Source organism: Staphylococcus sp. HMSC62D11 (assembly GCF_001839145.1).
GTDB classification, from domain to species: Bacteria; Bacillota; Bacilli; order Staphylococcales; family Staphylococcaceae; genus Staphylococcus; species Staphylococcus lugdunensis.
The window spans coordinates 286,951-306,596 of the sequence record NZ_KV840197.1 but is presented as its reverse complement, the minus strand read 5'-3'; the positions used below and the strand labels follow the sequence as shown (position 1 = coordinate 306,596).

Genomic DNA, 19,646 nt, shown 5'->3' with positions numbered 1-19,646 from the left:
AGCACGCTTATATGATTTATTTTAGAATGCTGCTAATATTATATTTCATTTTACTTAGAAACTTTAAGTTCAATGACATCTCTAAGTTGACGTTTAACATCTTCAATTGGTAATTCGCGCACGACCGGATCTAAGAAACCATGAATAACAAGGCGTTCGGCTTCATGTTGTGAAATACCACGACTCATTAAATAATACAACTGCTCTGGATCAACACGACCTACAGATGCTGCGTGTCCAGCTTCTACATCGTCTTCATCGATTAAGAGAATTGGGTTCGCATCGCCACGTGAATGCTCAGATAACATTAAAACACGTGATTCTTGGTTCGCAATTGATTTCGTACCACCATGTTTGATATGGCCAATACCATTAAAGACAGATGATGCATGTTCTTTCATGACCCCGTGTTTTAAAATATAGCCATTCGTTTCTTTACCATACTGTACGATTTTAGAAGTTAAGTTGATTTTTTGATCTCCAGTACCTACGACAACCGATTTAAGTTCACTTGTTGAACGATCTCCTACAAGGTTTGTCGTGTTATCAATGATTTGGCTGCCTTCATTCATTAAGCCTAATGCCCAATTAATAGAGGCATCCGCTTCTGTATGTCCACGACGAATGATATAACCCGTGAAGCCTTTGTCTAAATAATCGACTGAGCCATAGGTGATACTTGAGTTTGCACCTGCAATTACTTCGGAAATAATATTAATTTGGTTACCATCACCACTTGCATCTGAAACGTAGTTTTCCACATATGTCACTTCAGCACTTTCTTCAGTGACTAAAATCACATGATTGAAAAAGCTCGCTTTATCATCATCGTGTAACACAACATAATGTATTGGATGTTCTACCACAACATTTTTTGGTACATAAACAAAGACACCACCATTGATTAATGCAGCATGTAAAGCTGTTAAACGATGTTCGTCTACTTGAACCGCTTCTGTCATTAAATACTTTTGAACTAAGTCTCCGTGGTTAACAAGGGCTTCAGATAATCCTTCGATAATGACGCCATCTTGCTTTGCTTGGTCTGACACTTGTGTGTAGGCCAGCGTATTATTATGTTGAATGATTAAGTTTTCGGATGTCTCAACATTAATGATTTTATTAATTGATTCTGGGAGTTCTGATAAATCTTTGAATGTTGCGCCATCAACATGATGTTGTTGAAATGAATCAAAGTCCCATTTTCTTAATTTGGTCTTATCTGGTTTAGGCATTTCTAAAGTTTCCGTTAATTTCAAAGCTTTTTTACGACTGTCTGTCATCCAAGAAGGTTCATGGAGTGCTTTTGAATAATCAACAAGTTGTTCTTCAGAAATGTTTAAAGTTTCCGTTGTCATAACTTTTTCCTCCTACTTGATGAAATATTAAGTTAGATGCTAAACACATAGCTAAACTTGAATTTTCTCCATACGTGATTGCGATTTATGCAATGCCATTTAAACACGCATGCTTGATTATTCTTCAGTACCGAACTCTTCTTTAACCCATTCATAACCTTCGTCTTCAAGACGTTTAGCTAATTCTGGACCACCCGTTTTCACTACTTTGCCTCCATACATCACATGTACTTGATCTGGCGTAATGTAGTTTAATAAACGTTGATAGTGCGTAATAATGAGTGCACCAAAGTTTTCACCGCGCATTTTGTTGATTCCTTTGGATACTACTTTTAATGCGTCAATATCTAAACCAGAATCGATTTCATCTAAAATAGCAAATTTTGGTTCTAGCATCATTAATTGTAGAATTTCATTACGTTTCTTTTCGCCACCAGAGAAACCTTCATTTAAATAACGTTGTGCCATGTTTTCATCAATATCTAAAAATGCCATAGTTTTATCTAATTTCTTAATAAATTGCATTAAATTAATTTCTTGGCCTTCTTCACGTTTCGCATTAATTGCTGAACGCATGAAATCCGCATTAGTTACGCCTGTGATTTCAGATGGATATTGCATTGCTAAAAACAATCCTGCTTTAGCTCTTTCATCAACTTCTAATTCTAAGATATTCACGCCGTCTAATAACACTTCCCCTTGCGTGACTTCATAGCTAGGATGCCCCATAATTGCTGATGATAATGTTGATTTACCTGTTCCATTTGGCCCCATAATTGCATGTACTTCGTCAGTATTAATCGTAAGGTTAACACCTTTTAAAATTTCTTTATCCTCAATAGACACATGTAAGTCTTTGATTTCTAATGTTGATGACATTTATATTCCCTCCGTAAAATATAAAGTTTTCTTAACTAGTTTATAGTAATTTTAATTTGTAGTCAAAAAGACTTTGAAATGTTCAATCCACTACATTATAACGCAAATAAGTAGCAATATAAACCGTTTGAACTGCTAAATTAGAGTCATTATTTAAATATAATTATTTTTGATAATCGTATTATTTTACACTTAACTGATAATGTTGGCCCCTCTGTTCTCAATATCCAAAATTTCGACAGATATTATTTCCTTATTAACACTATTTCTGCTATGATGCAGTTTCACTGCAATTTAACTAGAAAGGAGTCATTATGAAACATTTTAGATGGATTAATGTCTTGAAAGGTTTTGGTATGGGCACAAGTGATTTAGTTCCTGGTGTTAGTGGTGGAACAATCGCCTTGTTACTAGGCATTTATGATGATTTTATTCATGCTATCAGTGGACTATTTTCTAAACGTTTCTGGCCTAGTCTTAAATTCTTATTACCAATCTTAACCGGCATGTTGTTAGCTATCGGCCTTTTAAGTAAACTTTTTAATTATTTATTGGCCAACCATCAAGTACCAACCATGTTTTTCTTCACAGGATTAATCATTGGTATCATCCCCTATTTATTGCGTATATCTCATTTCAAAAATCGCTTTCAAGTTAAACATTATGCTGTAGTTGCTTTAGGTATCATTATCTTAGTCATAATCACATTGCTCAATCATGGTGACACGCATGCCAACACGTCACTTACATTAAATTCAAGTCTTATTATTAAATATTTTATCGCTGGCATGTGTGCGTCTAGTGCAATGCTCTTACCAGGCATTTCAGGTTCATTTATGTTACTAGTATTCGGTGCTTATGGCACAGTAATGTTTGCTATTTCTGAACTTATGTCATTTAATTTTCAAGCTATATCTTTATTATTCGTTGTTGGCTTGGGCATCGTAGCTGGCTTTATATGTTCTAGTAAAGTCATCCATTATGCGTTGCATCATTATCCTACATTGACCTTTGCCTTGATTATTGGCTTTGTGATCGGCTCTGTTTTTGCTGTTTTCCCAGGAATGCCAATGACGCTGCTATCATGGTTGATATCGATTATTACGCTTATACTAGGTTTTATCGTTAGCTTCGTTTTAGGCCAAATTACCGCTAAAAATGAAGCTTCAACATCAAGCAAATCACACAAAGAAAGCTCTTAAGCACACAGCCTAAGAGCTTTTTCTACTTTATTAGTTTGTATCTCTATTTTTCCCGTCTTTAATGTTATCAACAAAATCTTTTGCTTTGTCTTTTACATTATCGATTGTTTCTTTCACTTTACCAGAAGCTTTATCTTCTTTACCTTCTTTTTCTAAGTCTTTATTGTCTGTCACATTACCTACAGTTTCTTTTACATTCCCTTTTGCTTGTTCAAATTTATTGTCTTCAGCCATTTTGTATTCCTCCTAGGTTGTTTTGATATAGTTCTATTTACCCGTAGGCCACATTCATAAACATCTTTTCGAAAAAGATTCACTACAGTATGTGTCTTATTGGGTTGCATACTGTAAAATCAGAGCTAAATCACGGCTGACGTTCAGCTTGAGTTTAACGCTTAAGTTAAATATCTCTTTCCCAGAAAAATACTATACTACAAGATTTATAATTACCATATTCATAGAAAAATAGGAGCGGGACAGAATTCATAATAAATTCGTAGTCCCGCCCCATAGAGGTTGACTAGGATGAAAACAAGCTTGGTATCAGCGTGTTTTCAATCCAGTCAACTACTGTCAATATATAGTTCTTAGCCTAAAACATAAAGATGTTCCAAACTGATTTTACAATCAGACATGAATGATGCTTAAAATGCTTGTTGAGCTACAAATTCTTATCTGCACACTATTACGACTGTATCTGTATTATTCAGTTAATGCTTGTCTTAATGTTTTAATATTTTTAGCCATCAATGACTGATATGTTGCATCTTTGTCATCTTTTGTTAGCACAGCCATATTATGGAAACTTAATGGTTTCGTATCTGTTTCTGATTTAATGACATCCGTTGTTTTGTGTGGAATATTTTGTTCATACAATACATACGGCTGTTTTGATTTTTTGATTTCTTTGACGATATCCATGACTTTCTTTTGACTTGGTTCGTCATCATTCATACCGTTTACGCCTTCTTGTTCAAAATCATAGCGTTTTGCCAAGTATCCAAGTGAATCATGTGAGATAATGACTTTGTCTCGTTTTTTATTTTTTGAGATATCTTTCATTTGTTGATCAATATGGTCGATATCTTTGATTAATTTTTTGTAGTTATCTTCATAATATTGTTTATGCTTACTATCTTTGGCAATAAGTTCATCTTTGATTTCTTTAGCAAATTTTTTATTGAGTACAGGATCTAACCATACATGTGGGTCATGTTGTGTGTCCTCATCTTCATCTGCTTTAATCATGTCTTTTTTAGCCATATCTTTAGTTAATTGTAATTTCTTATCATCTTTATTGATGGCTTTGCCAATTTTTTTGGCAACTGGATCCATATCATCGCTAGAATAAACAAATAAATCACTCTTAGCAATATTTGTCATTTCCTTTTGCGTTGGCTCATAACTATGTATATCCGTGCCTTTCGGATAGATTGATTTCACATTGACATATTTACCACCAATTTGCTCAATAAAGCTTTGGAACGCAAAGACGGTCGTATAAACATTTAGCTTATTATCCGTACTTACTTTTTTATTGTCCTCGCTCTTACCACCACCACATGCTGTAAGTGTTATCGTTAAAATAATGGTTAATATACCTACTAATAACTTCTTCATAACCTACTCCTCTAAATCGTAATTATTACGCTTAAAACTATATACCTAGTTTCTAAATAAATCAAGCCCTTAAACAAATTTTTTGTTGTTAATATAAATTTTCTTATATTAGTAATCTCACAAAATATCTTTATACATGCAGAAAACCCGAGATACTCAATTAAATTGACCTTCTCGGGTTTTTAGCTATTATTTGGCTGGTACTACTGCACCGTCATATTTTTTATTAATGAAGTCTTTAATCTCTTTAGATTGTAATACTTCGATTAAAGCTTTAATTTTTTTATCATCTTTATGGCCTTTTCTTACTGCAATTAAATTCGCATATGGGTTGTTTGTTGCTTTTTCAAGAACGATTGAGTCTTTTTTAGGACTTAATTTTTGATCAATTGCATAGTTTGAATTGATAATTGCTGCATCTACATCTTGGTTTTGGTAGATTTTAGGTAAAAATTCTGCCGATTGTTTGTTATTAAATTTAATATTTTTCTTATTTTCTACAATGTCACTGAACTTCGCATCTTCAATTTTTACGCCTTTTTTAATTTTAATTAAATCTGCATCCACAAAGAATTTTAAGAATCGACCTTGTTCAGCTGGGTTATTTGAAACATAAACTGTTGCACCATTTGGTAAATCTTTTAAACTTTTATATTTTTTAGAGTAAACAGCCATTGGTTCTAAGTGTACGTTACCAGCTGATTCAATTTTATAACCTTTTTCTTTACTTTCTGTTTTTAAATAAGGTGTGTGTTGGAAGTAATTGGCATCGAGTTCACCTTTATCTAATAATTTGTTTGGCGTTGTATAGTCATTGATTGATTGAATCTTTAAGTCATATCCTTTTTTCTCTAATAATGGTTTAGCTTTTTCTAAAATTTCAGCATGTGGTGCAGGTGAAGCGCCGACTTTAATAGTTTTATCTTCACTGTCTCCTTTACCACAAGCCGCTAATGCGATCGTTAATACGAATACTGCAACTAAAGTTAAAATCTTCTTCATCTAATCATTCCTCTTTCCTTCTTATCGTTTGTCTAATTTATTTGTAATCCAATCCCCAATAAATTGAATTATAAATACAATAATTAAAATAAATACCGTCGAAACTAAAATGACATCATTTTGGTTACGAGTGAAACCAGTAAGGTAAGCTAGGTTACCTAAACCACCTGCACCAATAACTCCGGCAACAGCTGTTGAACCAACTAAAGCAATTGCTGTCACTGTAATGCCGGAAACGAGTGCTGGCATCGATTCAGGAAGTAATACCTTTCTTACTATGGTAAGCGTGGTAGCACCCATTGAAATTGAAGCTTCAATGACACCTTTATCAATTTCTTTAAAGGCGATTTCAACTAATCTTGCATAAAATGGTGAAGCACCAATGATAAGTGCTGGCAAGGCTCCCGTTGGTCCACTAATCGTACCTAAGACAATGCTTGTAAATGGAATTAGCAGCAAGATTAAAATAATAAATGGTATCGCTCTAAATAAATTGACTACAAATGACACAATACTATAGAAAATACGTGCACCTACTGAATTACTTTTCGCTGATAGGAATAAAAGCACACCTAAAATCAAGCCAAAAATAAACGCAAAAATGGTTGATATAATAGTCATGTAGAGTGTCTCGTAAATCGCTGTCCAAACTTCTGGCCATTGCACATTTGGCATTGTCACCATCTCATGGAAGATTTCGCTATATGATTTACCCATGTCTTAGCACCTCCACATTGACACCTTTTTTATGTAATCCTTCAGTAAAATGATTAAAGTCTACTTCTGAAATATGTGGTATATGAATCACTAAAAATCCTATTGTGCCATTGCGCGTATTCTTAATATCTGCCTCAAGAATATTAACGTCTATGTTATGTGTTTTCGTAATATAAGACACGATAGGTTGTGTCGTGTTATCACCGTTAAAGTTTAGACGCACGACATAAGCATCGTGCGCTAGTGGCTCGAGTTGATCTAATGATTCCTCAAAATCGTTATTTAAATCATCTTTTACGAAACGACGTGTCACTTCATGTTGCGGATTTTCAAAGACATCACTTACTTTACCTTGCTCAATCACACGGCCATTCTCCATGACAGCAACTTGATCACACACGCGTCGAATGACGTGCATTTCGTGTGTAATTAACACGATCGTTAAGCTCTGACTTTTTTTAATTTTTAATAACAAATCTAAAATTTCATCTGTTGTTTGCGGATCAAGGGCACTTGTCGCTTCATCGCATAATAGAACATCAGGGTCATTCGCAAGTGCACGCGCAATGCCTACTCTTTGCTTCTGTCCACCTGATAATTCAGAAGGATACGCATGTTCTCTACCTTTTAAACCCACTAATTCAACTAACTCAAGCGCACGTTTGACAGCAAGTCCTGACGGAACGCCTGCAATTTCAAGGGGAAATTTAATATTGTTTAATACGGTTCTTGACCATAATAAATTAAAATGTTGAAAAACCATGCTTACCTTTTGGCGTTTTAAACGCAGTTCTGACTTAGATAACTGACTCATGTTATCACCATCGATGATGATATCTCCTGACGTTGGGGACTCGAGTTGATTGAACATTCTGATTAATGTGCTTTTACCGGCGCCAGAAAATCCAATCACACCGTAAACCGAACCAGTTGGTATATTTAAATCAACGTGATCAACTGCGAGAACATCTTTTTTCTTTGTGTGATAACGTTTAACAACTTGTTTTAACTCAATCACGTTAAGTGCCTCCTTATGTAGCTGTATCTAATTAAAAATGCTTCCTCAAACTTTAGATGTTTGAGAAAGCATTTATATATCCTTTCTCTCATCTTCTAAAGTTTAACTTTATGTGAATTGGCACCATTTCTATTTCTAATATAGACGGTTGCCGGGCTTCGCAGGGCACATCCCTCCACCTCTCTCGATAAGAGTTTTCGCATTATTTAATTAATTTTAATCCTACCATTATGGTAATATTTCGTCAACTACTTTTTTAAATTTTCTAACAAATAAGGCACCGATTGAAATGCATAGATTCGTTTCAACTCTTGTGTTTGATTCATTAGCAGTAACACAGGGACTGATTGAATTTGATAATGTTCACTAAATTCCGGATAGAAATTCAAATCAAGCTTGGTTACTGGTAGTTGTAACATTTCATTAGCAATATCTAACATACGTTCAGATATTTTACACGTTCCGCACATTGGTGTATAACCAAAGATAAGGTGACGTGGTTGTTGTGCATGCTCTGTTATTTCAGAGATGTTGATATCTTTAGTCATTCGCTAAGACGAACCTTTCCATGTTTAAATGAGGCATGAGCTGTTGTTCTTGTCGAACCATGAACCCATGCTTGTGCAGTACTTTGGCTAAATATTTCTTAGGGCAGCGCGCAACTTCGCAATATGTTCTATCTATATAAATATGTTCACTTTCACTCAAATAGCGTTTAAACCATTTACGAATATTGGCGCCTTCATCATCTGAATCTGCCAGGATAAAAACCTGTTTGCCATAAAGTGATTCTATCATATCATCTATCTTATCTATACTCATTGTACCGTGTGTACAAATAATGTGAACGGGCTCAGCAATTACTTGTTGTACCCTTTTCTTATCTGATTTACCTTCTACAATAATAACTTTATTTACAAGTGTCATGTTCATCCACCTTCTACAGTTACATATTATAAGACAGTTACTTCTATACAAAAACGCGTGTCTCTAAACATTGAAATGCTGTAAAAATAATTATTATTTTGTTGCGTTTAGATTAATCATGTTAACAAAATGTTATATTACCAATAAACTGGTCATATACCTTTGTTTATAACTGATGATAGAAAAAACTCCAAGATACGTATATCAAGGAGTTCATCGCTTTTATTCGCCAATCATTTCAGCATATTGTTCTGCAGATAATAATTCATCTAATTGGCTTTCATCATCTAATTCAACTTTAACCATCCAAGCCTTTTCGAATGGTGATTCATTCACAAATTCAGGACTATCTTCGAGCTCTTCATTTGTTTCAATGATTTTTCCAGAAACAGGTGCATAAAGTTCTGACACTGTTTTAACAGATTCAACACTACCAAATGTATCCCCTTCGTTAATTTCATCATCAACGTCTGGTAGTTCAACGAATACAATATCACCTAATTCGCCTTGCGCGTATTCAGTAATACCAATTGTTACAACATTTCCGTCAACTTTCACCCATTCATGTTCCTTAGAATATTTTAATTCGCTCGGTACTGTCACGAAAATCCCCTCCTAAAAATAATTACAGTTTAATGATGCCATACCGTCTGCATTCATTCAACTATTATTCATAAAACTTTGAATAATTTCTGCACATATAATAATATATGTAAACTGTATTATATTATGCTAACCACGTTTCTTTATATTGGTCTTCTTTAAATCCAAGTGTGATTTTATCTCCTGAGATTGCAAGTGGACGTTTTACCAACATACCATCGCCAGCTAATAACTCTAATTTTTCATCTTGCGTTAAGTCTTTCAACTTATCTTTAAGCCCTAATTCACGATATTTAGCACCGTGTGTATTAAATAGTTTATTAACTTCCACACCTGTTTTCTTAATGATTTGTTCAAATTCTTTTTTAGTTGGTGTATGTTGCACAATATCGATTGGTTCAAAGCTAACGCCATAATCTTTTAGAAACTTTGCAGCCTTTTTACAAGTTGTACAATTAGAATATTGATAAAATTTTATCATTCAGTTGTAACCTCCTATAGTAGTTACGTTTAATATAACAGATATTAAATGAAAACGCTCTATTTTTTAAGCTGAATTTTTTATTAAAAAAGTAAATTTAGTTATAATACGATTACGACATTGACTAAAGGAGCGCATCAATATGGAAAGTATACAAACAACTGAAAATTTTAATAAGATTATTCAAAGTGATCAGCCTGTCATCATAAAATTTGAAGCGGGTTGGTGCCCAGATTGTAAAGCAATGGATTTATGGATTGACCCTATAATTGAAAAATACAATGCCTATCAATGGTATTCAGTCAATCGAGATGAGTTAGAAGATGTTGCTGCAAATCATGATGTAATGGGCATTCCTAGTTTATTAATCTTTAAAAATGGTGAAAAATTAGCACACTTACATTCAGCAAATGCGAAATCACCCGAACAGGTTGAAACTTTTTTAGCTGAAACATTTCAAGCATAAAGCAAAAGCATGAAGTTCCGACATAACCAGTCGTAACTTCATGCTTTATTTATTAGAATTTTTCTATAAGATTTTTGTTTTTACGTTGAACATGTGGCATATCAACTGATAAGTCTGTAAGATATAACAATCCTGCAATGGCTTCATCACCAGCGATACCAAAGATTTTACGTACTTTAGGTTCAAAAATATAAGGTGGTGTTTTCCAACAAGTGCCAATTCCTGCTTCGTGTAATAATAACATTAAGTTTTGAGCATAAGCACCCAAAGCAAAGAAATTCTCTCTATTTTGACGTTGGCGTGGATCTGTTTTCACAACCAATACCAATATACCGCCTAAACGCGTTACCGTTTGATAATGATCTTGCTGTTTATCCACACTATCTGGGAATGCATAAGGCGTGATTGCTTCACTCATATCCCCTAGTCTATCCTTTGTAATGTGAATCATGCGCCAAGGTTCTCGCATGCCATGGTTTGGTGCATCTGCTGCTTGTTCAATCGCTTGATATAATGCTTTATCATCGATTTCGACATCATGTTTAAATTTCTTAATACTTCTTCTATTTGCAATCGCTTCTTGTAATTCCACGACGTATCTCTCCCTTTTTCGTTGATAACTATTATCAATTATATGCGAGTTTATGAGATTATTCAATTATCGTATTTTTGATAGAAATTGATGATGTCATGTAATTGCGTAACTTGTATTTGACCAGGCGCTTTAGGTGTGTCAATACAGCCATAAGACATTGTACCTCCAAATAGCCCCTGAGCCGTACGGGAAATCACACCAAGTGATGACATCGAAATACCAATGACCTGTTGATCAACTGATTGCGCTGTAATCGACAATACATCTAATAATCTTAGTACATCACTTTGATTTTCAGGCATCACTGCTAATTTCAAATAGTCAGCTGGAAATTGACTCATTTTATAAAAGATAAAATGTAATGCTTCACTCTCCGGTGTATGTTGAAAATTATGATGTGATAAGATAACCGCTTTATGTTGTGCTTTCAAATGTGATATACATTGATGATAAATATCAAATGGTAAATGATTATGCCATTCCACATCGACCATATCAATGCCTTGAACTTTAGCCAATCGTTTTAGTAACGCGAGATAATTTTGCTCATCTAAAACCCCTTGACCCCCTTGTGATTCTGTACGATACGTCACTAAGATTTGAGGTTTGAAAGACAATGTTGCCAGTTGTTCCAAATTATCTTGTAGTAAACGATCTATATCCGTCTGCCATTGATCAATTCTAAGCTCTATAATATCAATAGCATGATGATCACGTTCTATCTTTGCTAATAACGTGTGATCTAAACGGCCTTTAGGTGCAATCGTTGCTGCTATGTTTACTTTAGTCATGGTGATCCCTCACTTTTAAATTCGCTTATTAATTATATTTTAAGTGACAACGACTAACTATGACAAATATTGGTGTTCGATGATTGAAACAAATTGCAGTGGGTATAGCATGAGTACAAACATTTTTAGGAGGTCTTTATTCATGGCAGTACAATATGAAACAAAAGCAACAAACGTTGGTGGCCGTAAAGGACACGTTCAAACAGACGATAAAGCGATAAATGTAGATGTATTACCACCTCAACAAGCTGATGGGAATGCGACAAATCCAGAACAATTATTTGCTGCTGGATACGCCTCATGCTTTAATGGTGCATTTGATTTAATTTTAAAACAAAATAAAGTAAGAGATGCACAACCAGAAGTTACATTAACGGTGCGCTTAGAGGATGATTCAGAGTCAGAAAGTCCGAAATTATCTGTAGACATCCATGCAAAAGTTAAAAATGTATTATCTCAAGAAGATGCGGAAAAATATTTACAAGATGCTCACGAATTTTGCCCTTATTCAAAAGCAACACGGGGTAATATCGATGTTGATTTAAGTGTCGAAGTCGTCGACTAATGATAGTTAACTCATATCATCTAAAAATAAATTTTATGTCTTTTTTATGACGGAATTGATCAGTCAGCAATGGCTGCGATTCCGTCTTTTCATTTCTTCAAATCTCTACGCTCTCATGCGTTTTCCCTAGATTTTAGCACCGTACAAATACGCCACTTTTCTAACAAAATACCATTGTAATAATACCTTTTTTAAAAAAGAATGAAATAAATATATAAATTTCAAACCTTAGCATATTGCATTGTTAGTTTATTTATTTTATTATCATCTTAATACAAGACTTTATTTTTTATTAATGGAGGACGCTATGAGTGATATTAGAATATTGACGTTGGATGACTTAGCACAATATAAAGCGTTATTAGAAACCGGAGACCATGCCTTTAATTGGGATAAAATTTATTTAACTCATATCACTGAAGAAAATTTAAATCTACTATTATCTCCAGATATGACTTATGCTTATATCTTTGGGATGTTTGATCAAAATGAACTTGTAGCGGCAGCCACATATTATCAAATTCAGTTTGTCGGTAGAGAGCATAAAGCAAACTTTGAAGACCTGTTTGTTAAAGAAAATAACCATGATTACAGCAAAGCTTTGATTCGTCATATCTTGCAATATGCCGAAGATCATCAAATTGAAAAAGTTATGACGTCTATTATTTCTAATAACATAAGTGATAAGATTATGTATAGCTCCATAGGATTTGAGACTTTAGGCTATGAAGAAGATGCCTATAAAATTAACGATGAATATCAAGATGTTCATTGGCTTATTTACCATACTAAACGTGCAAAACAAAAGAATGATTAAAAATGTTTAAAATAAAGCTGCTCTAGCGATTTGCTAGTGCAGCTTTAAACTGTCAACAAGTTCTCCTACTTTATTAGCAGTAGCTGACAAGGACTGAAAATACGCTTATATCAAGCTTGTTTCAATCCTAGTCAATTTTGCTAAGGCGAGAATACAAATTCAAAATAAATTCTGTCCCACTTTCTAATTTCTCTAGTAATAATACCTCAACATATTGTTAATTTTTCAATTATCATTAATAGGATTTATCACTTCAATAAACTTAAATGCGCCATCTTTATATGAAAATTTTAAGATATGGCAATTTCCCGCTTCGAAAAACTGCTCGCGTTCAACCCAATAATCTAAAAAGACCCCAATTGTGCTCCCATGACTCACTGCTAATGTACATCCTTGGCTATCATGTTCCATCACCTGTGTTAATGTCTCTATCATACGCGTCTGTACTGCTTGTCTTGCCTCACCACCAAACGGTACAACATAATCTCCATATAGTACACCTGGCTGTTTAATTTTGCGTAGTAATTGAATACTCTCCCCTTCAAATAAACCAAAAGACCATTCTTTTAATCCTTTAAGTCGCGTATATGGTTGTCCAGGAATTGCATGTTCTAATGTATCCGATGCACGTTCTTGTGTAGATGACACTGCGCTATCAAATTTAATTTGATGTTGCGTGAAATAATGACCCGCTGCTTGTGCTTGTTGTACACCTAAGTCAGTTAATGGCGAATCGCTTGAACCTTGGATTCTTCCTTTTAAATTAAATAATGTTTGTCCATGTCGCATTAAATATAATATTTTTTCCATAAAAACACTCCTAACCCTGCAACATATGATGTAATAAAAACCGTCACATCAACGTAACGGTTTAGGTCTATAGTTTTATTTTATCACGATTCCACATGTATCATTAATTATCTTAGCACTTTATTATCATTGCAGCTTGCTTACTATCACAATAAAAATGACTAGGTTGTGTTTGACTTAAATATATACGGGTATAACTTAACATTGGATTTACAATTTCTAAGGAGTGTTTGTGATGATTACTAAAAGTGAATACAAGTATGTTAATCCTAATAATCTCTCATTAGAATGGGAATGTTTAATTGTTAGCAAGAGTGACATGGTGCTTGACGGCGTACCACATGAACTCATTAGCAGTTGGATTGATAATGAAATCATCCAACCATATTCCATTAAAGGGAATGAAATTAACTTTAAAACACGGGATGTATGGCAAGCTTTACATGAACAGAATTGGTACTACACACAATCAAACTAATTTATACAAGCTAATGGCTCTATTAGTACTTTCAATCAGTTGCTGATTGGCATATTTTGATATCACATATTCGCGAATAATTTTGTTATTTTTTTCATCTTTTGGGAATTCGCAATCATTCAAAATATAGTTTGCTAAATAGCCTAATGGTGTATCATCATTACTAAAATCGATGATAAAGTCATAAAATGTCATCGTTATACCTCCCCTTAATTTCTTTTGATTATTAGGTTTATTAAAACTTACTTTCTTATTTTATTATATCTTAGCAGATTACTAAAGATTGTGCATGTTATTTTCATACAATTTTAATAGTGTTGTGCGCTTATATCATTGTTCTTAGTAAAGGTGAAAATAATTTCACATCATCAATGGCTTTACTAATCCACATATATCGACATTAATCACCTTTAAAAGTATATTTTTTCACAAAATTAATTATATTTTGATAAATGTGTCTAAATTGTGAAATAAAATATTTCATTGCAATTGCTATGATAGAACGACTATATTTTCAAGAGTGATTCTTTCCATCATTAGTTTAGCTTTGGCTTTTATACATCTTTCTATTAAGTGTTATAATGAATTAAAATTAATCATAGAATAATGTATAAAGTTAATTGTCTATAGGAGGTGGCTAAGATGAGCACACATTTAACAATTTTATTATGGTTAGGCATCATTTTTGTCGTTGCTGCATCTTTGATACTATTTAAATTGCTTCGAACAAAAGCTGGTTCAAAAAAAGAATCATATCTTGGCTTTACAGTGGTGTTCTATATATTTGGTATTGCACTTCTCATATATGTTTTAATATTTGGCGTATTATAGAAGCTCTATTGTATGAACAAAACAAACTGGGACATCATTCCCAAAATAATAGCACAAAGATGGTTTAAAATAAGTCATCTTTGTGCTTCTTTATATATTTAAGCTCGCTTGTTTAGAAGACAGCTTCAACCACCCCAGCTTGTTTTGTTAAAAAACTATTTTAGCCAGTTATTCTGTGCTTGGGGGCCCGTCGATTGTTTGCTATAATTGGGTAAACTATTAGATAGATAGAAGGTGTTTGTTGAGTTGGTTTTAAGAAGATTAAATATATTTATTATTGTTGGTGTTATTTTGTTTTTTGTCAGCTTAATACCAGCTACTGAGACTCAAAACACTCGTATACACAATAAAGATTTCAAGCTGCAGCCAGGCGATATTATTTTAACAAAAGGTCCTGTTTTATTCGGCTTTTTTGGACATTCAAGTATTGCCATAGACCATGATACTGTACTCCAGATTGAAGGACCTGGTGACAAACCAATTGTGGAATCTTTTGAATCATTTAAACATCGGTTTGGCGACGGAAAAAATGACTGGATAAAGGTTTATCGTAGTGTTAAACCAGGCGCTGGTATCAAAGCAGCACAATGGGCAAAAGCGCATTACAAAGACAGCGATAAAACCTATCTCGTAACATTAAACTTGAAGAGTGAAAATTATACATATTGTACCAAAATTATCTATCAAGCTTATAAATATGGTGTTAGTGACAATGCAATTAATGACCAAGGCTTAAAAATTATTTCCCCTTATGCACTTGTAGACAATTTTTCCAAAGACTATCGCTTGAAACTCGTTTATGATTATTAAAAAATATAAAGGCATATTTTTAGTGATATAATGGCGATACATTAAAGCTAGTTTGCAGTATTCATATGCTTTACATAATCATATACATTAAATTAACGTTCAAGATATCACTCCTATATTACCCGTATATATCTTGTATTTAAGTTCTTTTTCTTTTAATATATATTTACATTTTACATATAAAACATCCGAAAAATGGATGAAAAAAGCTTGATATACGCGTATTTTCAATCCAGTCAACTACTGCCAATATATATCGTTCATAGCCTAAAATATAATGATGTGCCAAACTGTCTCTGTTGGGCCCACCCCAACTTGCTGTGCTTGACGAAATGCGCTTCGCATTTCTCTCTGTTGGGGCCCCCACCCCAACTTGCGTTGTTTGTTGAAGTGCTTGGCGCATTCCTTTTTGTTGGGGCCCCCACCCCAACTTGCGTTGTTCGTTGAAATGCTTGGCGCATTCCTTTTTGTTGGGGCCCCTATTCTAGTTTGTATAGGTTGATGTGGGTGTTTTTTGTGTCTTTTAGGTCGATATAGGTGATGGATGTGAATGGTATGATTCGTGTGGTTTGGGGCATGGGATAGATGATGACTTCGTTTTGGTAGTCGATGTTTATGTCGTTTTCTAGGGTGATTCTTTTGGCTCCTACGACAATAGTAATGGGGTGAAAATCTTCGTTTTGGAAGTATTTTCTTAATAGATCTTTATTCATAATCATCACGTCCTTCACTTATTTTCTATCCTTTTTTTGTAAAGTTTGGATGAATTTTATGTATTATATGCGTTAATCTTTAAATTTATTTAATTTTTTTAGCATTTATAATGCTTTAAAGCCGCAAATGCTTTATATTTAAATTGTTTTCAATTATACTTTCTAAAGTTTAAGTTTTATATTATTTTTTACTAAAAGGAGTTTTTATGCAACGACACTGGAATAAAAAATATTATTATGCCTTGGTTATTGGCCTTATTATAACAATTATCGCCCTTTTTAGTGCGATTTATTTTACGCGTCAAAATGCCGTTAACCAAACCTCAGATACCTACAAAGATTTTAATGACTTAAAGCATCACACGACACAAAACAAAGACTGGAAAATTAGCACTAAGCATGTGAAAAACGATAATATTTTAATCACTGCCATACATGGTGGTGGGATTGAACCTGGATCGACTGAAATTGCTCGCCGCATTGCTAATATAGGGAAGTATGATTTTTATAGTTTTCAAGGATTATTACCTGCAGATAATCAACGTTTACATATTACTTCAACCAATTATGATGAACCTCAATTAATGAATATGCTAGCAGCTACAAAAGAAACGATATCGGTTCATGGCTTTAATGGTGAAGATCCACTTATTTACATCGGTGGAAAAGACAAATATATGGCCAAAGCGATTCGCACTGAACTGCGCAAAGCTGGCTTTACTATTAAGTCTAGCCCTAAAGGAATTGAAGCAATGTCGGAAGATAATTTTGTTAATCAAAATGGCACTGATTCAGGTGTGCAATTGGAGTTAACTACGAAACAACGTCAACTCTTTTTTAAAGACTTGAAACTAGATAAAACAACACGTAATAACAGTGATAATTACACGCATACTTTTTATAAATTTGCGAAAGCTGTTCATAAAGGGATAGAAAAAGCAAAATAAGACATTTTTATTACAATATGCCGTTCAAAACATTTCCTGACTATATAGAGGGTATTTATAGGTATATGATGTTTTTTAGGAGGCATATTTATGGATGAATTAACGCAAGAACAAAAATATACCATTGCAAAGTTTTACAAACTTTACATGGAACGCTCAAATGCTGGTCAACCTGAGGATAAAGCAAACGACTTTAAAGATTCTGTATCAGCACAAGACGCCTATTTTTGTGATAGAGATTATCATGATTTTGTTGAAAATTGTAAGGTGCTCATTAATAATGGTTATATTAATGGTGATGTGTCAGGGGATCGCATCAATCATATAAGTGTAACGACTAAAACTTTTGTAGAATTTGAACAAAGTTTTAGTTAATATATAGAACTATACGATAATGAAAAAAGTGATAACATGCCAGCATGGGATATTCATATTCAATCTAAACGCAACATCGCTGTTCAAGAATTTGAACAAAGCCTTTCAGTTATAGAGCCAATTGATGATAGTAGTTTTCAAATATTAGCAGAAATTGACTTAAAAGGTGAAACGCCCACTACATATCTTTTCGATGATACGTTGGTGATTGATATACAATCAGAAACTACAGAAATAAAAATCTTTGATAAATAGTAATCATATGTTTTGCGAGGTGCATAAACTTGCCTCGTAATATTTTTATTGTTATAGTATATTTATTATACTAAATATACTATTGAAAGGGTGATTTTTTGAAATTTGGCCTTCTTCTAATTCGTGTCATGTTAGGCATTACATTCACTGTTCATGGTGCTCAAAAAGCAATCGGTGGTTTTCACGAGCCTATGACAATGATGTCTAATATGGGCTTCCCTGCATTTGTCGGCATTTTATTAGGCCTCTTTGAACTTGTTGGTGGTATCATGATGATTGTCGGTCTATTAACTAATTACATCGCTATTGGCTTCATAGTCATTATGCTTGGTGCACATTTCACGGTTCACTTACCGCAAGGCTATATGGCTTCAGAACTCCCTCTTTTATTATTAGTTATGAGTATAGCTATAGCCGTTAGCTATCAATGGAAAAAATTATTTCAACCATATTAATATTTATAACTTGCGCCTCACTGCATCATAATATGCTGTGTGGCGTGCTTTTTGTTTTAACTTCTTTACTATTTTTATATAACACTATTCTGCTTACTTTATACATAAAAAGTCATATGTTGTTTGTCATCTTTATAATAAGCTAGACGATCTTGCAACGTGCCAGTATGAAGTTCTAATTTATGACCATCTGGATCTGTAAAGTAAATTGATTTTTTATCTTTAAGATGTCTTAGTCGTCCATTTAAAATAGGTACTTCATGTTTTTCAAGCCAATCATACCAAGCATCAAAATCTTTATTTTCAATAGAAAAGGCAATATGTGTATAGGAATATTGAATCTCGTTTCTTGGTATATTTTGTTCTTCATTCAAAGCAATCCACAATCCTCCAATATTAAAATAAGCTGTAGTTCGTCCTTGTACTAATAAATCACCTTGAAGAATACGTTCATAAAAGTCTATAGATGTCGCTAAATCAGCTACAGAAAAACAAATATGGTTAATGGCTTGTATCATTATATCTCTCCTTTATTTTTTCTATATTAATCTGTCATAAGCGTCTTAGAGCTACCGATAAAATAAAGTCATATGTTTCTTGCTCTGAATACATACGATTTTCTCCTTTGTATAGCTCATTCCTTAATTAAAGACACATTTTATTACTTTCATTCCCTATTTTATTGGGATAAGTATGTCACCACTATTTCAAAATTTTCAACTAGCTTAGTTTTGTTCTTTTATATAAAATTTCACCCTTAACATTAAAATATAACGCTAAGGGTGATGCGTCTGAGACATCATAACGTTTTAGGCTATGAACGATATATTGGCAATAGTTGACTGGATTAAAAATACGTTTATACCAAGCTTTTTCAATCCTAGTCAACCTTGGCGAGGCGGGACTACGAATTCATAATGAATGCTGTCCC

The 19,646-nt window shown here is 33.6% G+C and carries 29 protein-coding genes and 1 riboswitch; of the genes, 11 read left to right on the top strand and 18 right to left on the bottom strand.

Annotated features, from left to right (window positions below; genetic code table 11):
• Positions 1 to 50 precede the first annotated feature (50 nt).
• Together sufD and sufC are read right to left on the bottom strand one after the other, a co-directional pair.
• Entirely contained in the window at positions 51 to 1,358 is a 1,308-nt protein-coding gene (gene sufD, locus HMPREF3267_RS09665; RefSeq protein ID WP_002459626.1) for a Fe-S cluster assembly protein SufD, read from the bottom strand.
• A 117-nt stretch (positions 1,359 to 1,475) separates the two neighbouring features.
• Entirely contained in the window at positions 1,476 to 2,237 is a 762-nt protein-coding gene (sufC, locus tag HMPREF3267_RS09660) for a Fe-S cluster assembly ATPase SufC (RefSeq protein ID WP_002459627.1), read from the bottom strand.
• 314 nt (positions 2,238 to 2,551) lie between these two features.
• Here sufC and HMPREF3267_RS09655 point away from each other — a divergent pair, with 314 nt between their 5' ends.
• On the top strand, positions 2,552 to 3,439 hold the full coding sequence (locus HMPREF3267_RS09655; RefSeq protein WP_062078710.1) for a polyprenyl-phosphate transporter PopT: 888 nt from the start codon (positions 2,552 to 2,554) through the stop codon (positions 3,437 to 3,439).
• 30 nt (positions 3,440 to 3,469) lie between these two features.
• Here the strand turns inward: HMPREF3267_RS09655 and HMPREF3267_RS09650 are convergent, their stop codons facing one another.
• The 9 genes from HMPREF3267_RS09650 to HMPREF3267_RS09610 all read right to left on the bottom strand — a co-directional run bounded on the left by HMPREF3267_RS09650 (position 3,470) and on the right by HMPREF3267_RS09610 (position 9,807).
• A complete protein-coding gene (locus tag HMPREF3267_RS09650) occupies positions 3,470 to 3,673 on the bottom strand; it encodes a CsbD family protein (protein WP_002459629.1) in 204 nt (67 codons plus the stop codon).
• A 468-nt stretch (positions 3,674 to 4,141) separates the two neighbouring features.
• On the bottom strand, positions 4,142 to 5,059 hold the full coding sequence (locus HMPREF3267_RS09645) for a metal ABC transporter solute-binding protein, Zn/Mn family (RefSeq protein WP_062078708.1): 918 nt from the start codon (positions 5,057 to 5,059) through the stop codon (positions 4,142 to 4,144).
• 189 nt (positions 5,060 to 5,248) lie between these two features.
• Entirely contained in the window at positions 5,249 to 6,061 is an 813-nt protein-coding gene (locus HMPREF3267_RS09640; protein WP_002459651.1) for a MetQ/NlpA family ABC transporter substrate-binding protein, read from the bottom strand.
• A 21-nt stretch (positions 6,062 to 6,082) separates the two neighbouring features.
• On the bottom strand, positions 6,083 to 6,778 hold the full coding sequence (locus tag HMPREF3267_RS09635; RefSeq protein ID WP_002479302.1) for a methionine ABC transporter permease: 696 nt from the start codon (positions 6,776 to 6,778) through the stop codon (positions 6,083 to 6,085).
• Positions 6,771 to 7,796, bottom strand: coding sequence for a methionine ABC transporter ATP-binding protein (locus HMPREF3267_RS09630; RefSeq protein WP_062078706.1), 1,026 nt, complete (start codon positions 7,794 to 7,796; stop codon positions 6,771 to 6,773). Before HMPREF3267_RS09630 ends, HMPREF3267_RS09635 begins: the two co-directional genes overlap by 8 nt.
• A gap of 85 nt (positions 7,797 to 7,881) precedes the next feature.
• Positions 7,882 to 7,990: riboswitch (SAM riboswitch) on the bottom strand.
• A 54-nt stretch (positions 7,991 to 8,044) separates the two neighbouring features.
• On the bottom strand, positions 8,045 to 8,344 hold the full coding sequence (locus tag HMPREF3267_RS09625) for a thioredoxin family protein (protein WP_002459654.1): 300 nt from the start codon (positions 8,342 to 8,344) through the stop codon (positions 8,045 to 8,047).
• A complete protein-coding gene (locus tag HMPREF3267_RS09620) occupies positions 8,337 to 8,723 on the bottom strand; it encodes a toprim domain-containing protein (RefSeq protein WP_002479304.1) in 387 nt (128 codons plus the stop codon). The genes HMPREF3267_RS09625 and HMPREF3267_RS09620 overlap by 8 nt, the downstream gene beginning before the upstream one ends.
• A gap of 222 nt (positions 8,724 to 8,945) precedes the next feature.
• A complete protein-coding gene (gcvH, locus tag HMPREF3267_RS09615) occupies positions 8,946 to 9,326 on the bottom strand; it encodes a glycine cleavage system protein GcvH (RefSeq protein ID WP_002459656.1) in 381 nt (126 codons plus the stop codon).
• A 124-nt stretch (positions 9,327 to 9,450) separates the two neighbouring features.
• Positions 9,451 to 9,807 (bottom strand): arsenate reductase family protein, encoded by a 357-nt coding sequence (locus tag HMPREF3267_RS09610; RefSeq protein ID WP_002459657.1) that lies wholly within the window; start codon positions 9,805 to 9,807, stop codon positions 9,451 to 9,453.
• Between the two features lie 142 nt (positions 9,808 to 9,949).
• Here HMPREF3267_RS09610 and HMPREF3267_RS09605 point away from each other — a divergent pair, with 142 nt between their 5' ends.
• Complete coding sequence (locus HMPREF3267_RS09605; protein ID WP_002459658.1) at positions 9,950 to 10,273, top strand: thioredoxin family protein; 324 nt, start codon at positions 9,950 to 9,952, stop codon at positions 10,271 to 10,273.
• A gap of 52 nt (positions 10,274 to 10,325) precedes the next feature.
• Here HMPREF3267_RS09605 and HMPREF3267_RS09600 read toward each other — a convergent pair whose 3' ends face one another.
• Both HMPREF3267_RS09600 and aroD read right to left on the bottom strand, forming a co-directional pair.
• Positions 10,326 to 10,865 (bottom strand): nitroreductase family protein, encoded by a 540-nt coding sequence (locus tag HMPREF3267_RS09600; protein ID WP_002459659.1) that lies wholly within the window; start codon positions 10,863 to 10,865, stop codon positions 10,326 to 10,328.
• A 62-nt stretch (positions 10,866 to 10,927) separates the two neighbouring features.
• Entirely contained in the window at positions 10,928 to 11,659 is a 732-nt protein-coding gene (aroD, locus tag HMPREF3267_RS09595; protein WP_002459660.1) for a type I 3-dehydroquinate dehydratase, read from the bottom strand.
• A 142-nt stretch (positions 11,660 to 11,801) separates the two neighbouring features.
• On the opposite strand from aroD, the gene HMPREF3267_RS09590 reads away from it, so the two are divergent.
• The gene (locus HMPREF3267_RS09590; protein WP_002459661.1) at positions 11,802 to 12,224 is read left to right on the top strand and encodes an organic hydroperoxide resistance protein; all 423 of its coding nucleotides are present in this window, start codon (positions 11,802 to 11,804) and stop codon (positions 12,222 to 12,224) included.
• Between the two features lie 307 nt (positions 12,225 to 12,531).
• On the top strand, positions 12,532 to 13,041 hold the full coding sequence (locus tag HMPREF3267_RS09585; protein WP_002479307.1) for a GNAT family N-acetyltransferase: 510 nt from the start codon (positions 12,532 to 12,534) through the stop codon (positions 13,039 to 13,041).
• A 225-nt stretch (positions 13,042 to 13,266) separates the two neighbouring features.
• On the opposite strand, the gene HMPREF3267_RS09580 is transcribed toward HMPREF3267_RS09585, so the two are convergent.
• Complete coding sequence (locus HMPREF3267_RS09580) at positions 13,267 to 13,851, bottom strand: histidine phosphatase family protein (RefSeq protein ID WP_002459663.1); 585 nt, start codon at positions 13,849 to 13,851, stop codon at positions 13,267 to 13,269.
• Between the two features lie 235 nt (positions 13,852 to 14,086).
• Here HMPREF3267_RS09580 and HMPREF3267_RS09575 point away from each other — a divergent pair, with 235 nt between their 5' ends.
• Positions 14,087 to 14,329: a hypothetical protein gene (locus tag HMPREF3267_RS09575; protein WP_070823848.1), complete on the top strand. Its 243-nt coding sequence runs from the start codon at positions 14,087 to 14,089 to the stop codon at positions 14,327 to 14,329.
• Here the strand turns inward: HMPREF3267_RS09575 and HMPREF3267_RS09570 are convergent.
• Complete coding sequence (locus HMPREF3267_RS09570) at positions 14,321 to 14,524, bottom strand: YozE family protein (protein ID WP_002459665.1); 204 nt, start codon at positions 14,522 to 14,524, stop codon at positions 14,321 to 14,323. The two genes, HMPREF3267_RS09575 and HMPREF3267_RS09570, sit on opposite strands and share 9 nt — an antisense overlap.
• Positions 14,525 to 14,971: 447 nt before the next feature.
• On the opposite strand from HMPREF3267_RS09570, the gene tsaT reads away from it, so the two are divergent.
• Together tsaT and lnsA are read left to right on the top strand one after the other, a co-directional pair.
• Positions 14,972 to 15,160 (top strand): type II toxin-antitoxin system toxin TsaT, encoded by a 189-nt coding sequence (gene tsaT, locus HMPREF3267_RS09565; protein WP_002459666.1) that lies wholly within the window; start codon positions 14,972 to 14,974, stop codon positions 15,158 to 15,160.
• A gap of 246 nt (positions 15,161 to 15,406) precedes the next feature.
• Positions 15,407 to 15,970 carry a lipoprotein N-acylation protein LnsA gene (gene lnsA, locus HMPREF3267_RS09560; RefSeq protein WP_002479309.1) on the top strand — a complete coding sequence of 188 codons (564 nt, stop codon included), beginning with the start codon at positions 15,407 to 15,409 and terminating at the stop codon, positions 15,968 to 15,970.
• Between the two features lie 166 nt (positions 15,971 to 16,136).
• On the opposite strand, the gene HMPREF3267_RS12525 is transcribed toward lnsA, so the two are convergent.
• Both HMPREF3267_RS12525 and HMPREF3267_RS12360 read right to left on the bottom strand, forming a co-directional pair.
• Positions 16,137 to 16,373 carry a hypothetical protein gene (locus HMPREF3267_RS12525; RefSeq protein ID WP_070866799.1) on the bottom strand — a complete coding sequence of 79 codons (237 nt, stop codon included), beginning with the start codon at positions 16,371 to 16,373 and terminating at the stop codon, positions 16,137 to 16,139.
• Positions 16,374 to 16,449: 76 nt separating this feature from the next.
• On the bottom strand, positions 16,450 to 16,683 hold the full coding sequence (locus tag HMPREF3267_RS12360; protein WP_002459669.1) for a hypothetical protein: 234 nt from the start codon (positions 16,681 to 16,683) through the stop codon (positions 16,450 to 16,452).
• 206 nt (positions 16,684 to 16,889) lie between these two features.
• Here HMPREF3267_RS12360 and HMPREF3267_RS09550 point away from each other — a divergent pair, with 206 nt between their 5' ends.
• The 4 genes from HMPREF3267_RS09550 (at position 16,890) to HMPREF3267_RS09535 (ending at position 18,715) form a co-directional block, all read left to right on the top strand.
• Entirely contained in the window at positions 16,890 to 17,630 is a 741-nt protein-coding gene (locus HMPREF3267_RS09550) for a poly-gamma-glutamate hydrolase family protein (protein WP_002459670.1), read from the top strand.
• A 90-nt stretch (positions 17,631 to 17,720) separates the two neighbouring features.
• Positions 17,721 to 18,005, top strand: a complete 285-nt coding sequence (locus HMPREF3267_RS09545; protein WP_062078702.1) for a hypothetical protein — start codon at positions 17,721 to 17,723, stop codon at positions 18,003 to 18,005.
• Between the two features lie 36 nt (positions 18,006 to 18,041).
• On the top strand, positions 18,042 to 18,260 hold the full coding sequence (locus HMPREF3267_RS09540; protein WP_002459672.1) for a hypothetical protein: 219 nt from the start codon (positions 18,042 to 18,044) through the stop codon (positions 18,258 to 18,260).
• Between the two features lie 98 nt (positions 18,261 to 18,358).
• Positions 18,359 to 18,715 (top strand): DoxX family protein, encoded by a 357-nt coding sequence (locus HMPREF3267_RS09535; RefSeq protein WP_062078700.1) that lies wholly within the window; start codon positions 18,359 to 18,361, stop codon positions 18,713 to 18,715.
• Positions 18,716 to 18,813: 98 nt separating this feature from the next.
• Here HMPREF3267_RS09535 and fosB read toward each other — a convergent pair whose 3' ends face one another.
• Positions 18,814 to 19,233, bottom strand: a complete 420-nt coding sequence (gene fosB / locus HMPREF3267_RS09530) for a FosB/FosD family fosfomycin resistance bacillithiol transferase (RefSeq protein ID WP_002479312.1) — start codon at positions 19,231 to 19,233, stop codon at positions 18,814 to 18,816.
• Between the last annotated feature and the right edge of the window lie 413 nt (positions 19,234 to 19,646).

Coding starts and splice junctions, on each gene's coding strand:
- sufD (WP_002459626.1), bottom strand. CDS start 1,358: ATGACAACGGAAACTTTAAACATTTCTGAAGAACAACTTGTTGATTAT.
- sufC (WP_002459627.1), bottom strand. CDS start 2,237: ATGTCATCAACATTAGAAATCAAAGACTTACATGTGTCTATTGAGGAT.
- HMPREF3267_RS09655 (WP_062078710.1), top strand. CDS start 2,552: ATGAAACATTTTAGATGGATTAATGTCTTGAAAGGTTTTGGTATGGGC.
- HMPREF3267_RS09650 (WP_002459629.1), bottom strand. CDS start 3,673: ATGGCTGAAGACAATAAATTTGAACAAGCAAAAGGGAATGTAAAAGAA.
- HMPREF3267_RS09645 (WP_062078708.1), bottom strand. CDS start 5,059: ATGAAGAAGTTATTAGTAGGTATATTAACCATTATTTTAACGATAACA.
- HMPREF3267_RS09640 (WP_002459651.1), bottom strand. CDS start 6,061: ATGAAGAAGATTTTAACTTTAGTTGCAGTATTCGTATTAACGATCGCA.
- HMPREF3267_RS09635 (WP_002479302.1), bottom strand. CDS start 6,778: ATGGGTAAATCATATAGCGAAATCTTCCATGAGATGGTGACAATGCCA.
- HMPREF3267_RS09625 (WP_002459654.1), bottom strand. CDS start 8,344: ATGACTAAAGATATCAACATCTCTGAAATAACAGAGCATGCACAACAA.
- HMPREF3267_RS09620 (WP_002479304.1), bottom strand. CDS start 8,723: ATGACACTTGTAAATAAAGTTATTATTGTAGAAGGTAAATCAGATAAG.
- HMPREF3267_RS09610 (WP_002459657.1), bottom strand. CDS start 9,807: ATGATAAAATTTTATCAATATTCTAATTGTACAACTTGTAAAAAGGCT.
- HMPREF3267_RS09605 (WP_002459658.1), top strand. CDS start 9,950: ATGGAAAGTATACAAACAACTGAAAATTTTAATAAGATTATTCAAAGT.
- aroD (WP_002459660.1), bottom strand. CDS start 11,659: ATGACTAAAGTAAACATAGCAGCAACGATTGCACCTAAAGGCCGTTTA.
- HMPREF3267_RS09590 (WP_002459661.1), top strand. CDS start 11,802: ATGGCAGTACAATATGAAACAAAAGCAACAAACGTTGGTGGCCGTAAA.
- HMPREF3267_RS09585 (WP_002479307.1), top strand. CDS start 12,532: ATGAGTGATATTAGAATATTGACGTTGGATGACTTAGCACAATATAAA.
- HMPREF3267_RS09580 (WP_002459663.1), bottom strand. CDS start 13,851: ATGGAAAAAATATTATATTTAATGCGACATGGACAAACATTATTTAAT.
- HMPREF3267_RS09575 (WP_070823848.1), top strand. CDS start 14,087: ATGATTACTAAAAGTGAATACAAGTATGTTAATCCTAATAATCTCTCA.
- HMPREF3267_RS09570 (WP_002459665.1), bottom strand. CDS start 14,524: ATGACATTTTATGACTTTATCATCGATTTTAGTAATGATGATACACCA.
- tsaT (WP_002459666.1), top strand. CDS start 14,972: ATGAGCACACATTTAACAATTTTATTATGGTTAGGCATCATTTTTGTC.
- HMPREF3267_RS12525 (WP_070866799.1), bottom strand. CDS start 16,373: ATGCGCCAAGCACTTCAACAAACAACGCAAGTTGGGGTGGGGGCCCCA.
- HMPREF3267_RS12360 (WP_002459669.1), bottom strand. CDS start 16,683: ATGAATAAAGATCTATTAAGAAAATACTTCCAAAACGAAGATTTTCAC.
- HMPREF3267_RS09550 (WP_002459670.1), top strand. CDS start 16,890: ATGCAACGACACTGGAATAAAAAATATTATTATGCCTTGGTTATTGGC.
- HMPREF3267_RS09545 (WP_062078702.1), top strand. CDS start 17,721: ATGGATGAATTAACGCAAGAACAAAAATATACCATTGCAAAGTTTTAC.
- HMPREF3267_RS09540 (WP_002459672.1), top strand. CDS start 18,042: ATGCCAGCATGGGATATTCATATTCAATCTAAACGCAACATCGCTGTT.
- fosB (WP_002479312.1), bottom strand. CDS start 19,233: ATGATACAAGCCATTAACCATATTTGTTTTTCTGTAGCTGATTTAGCG.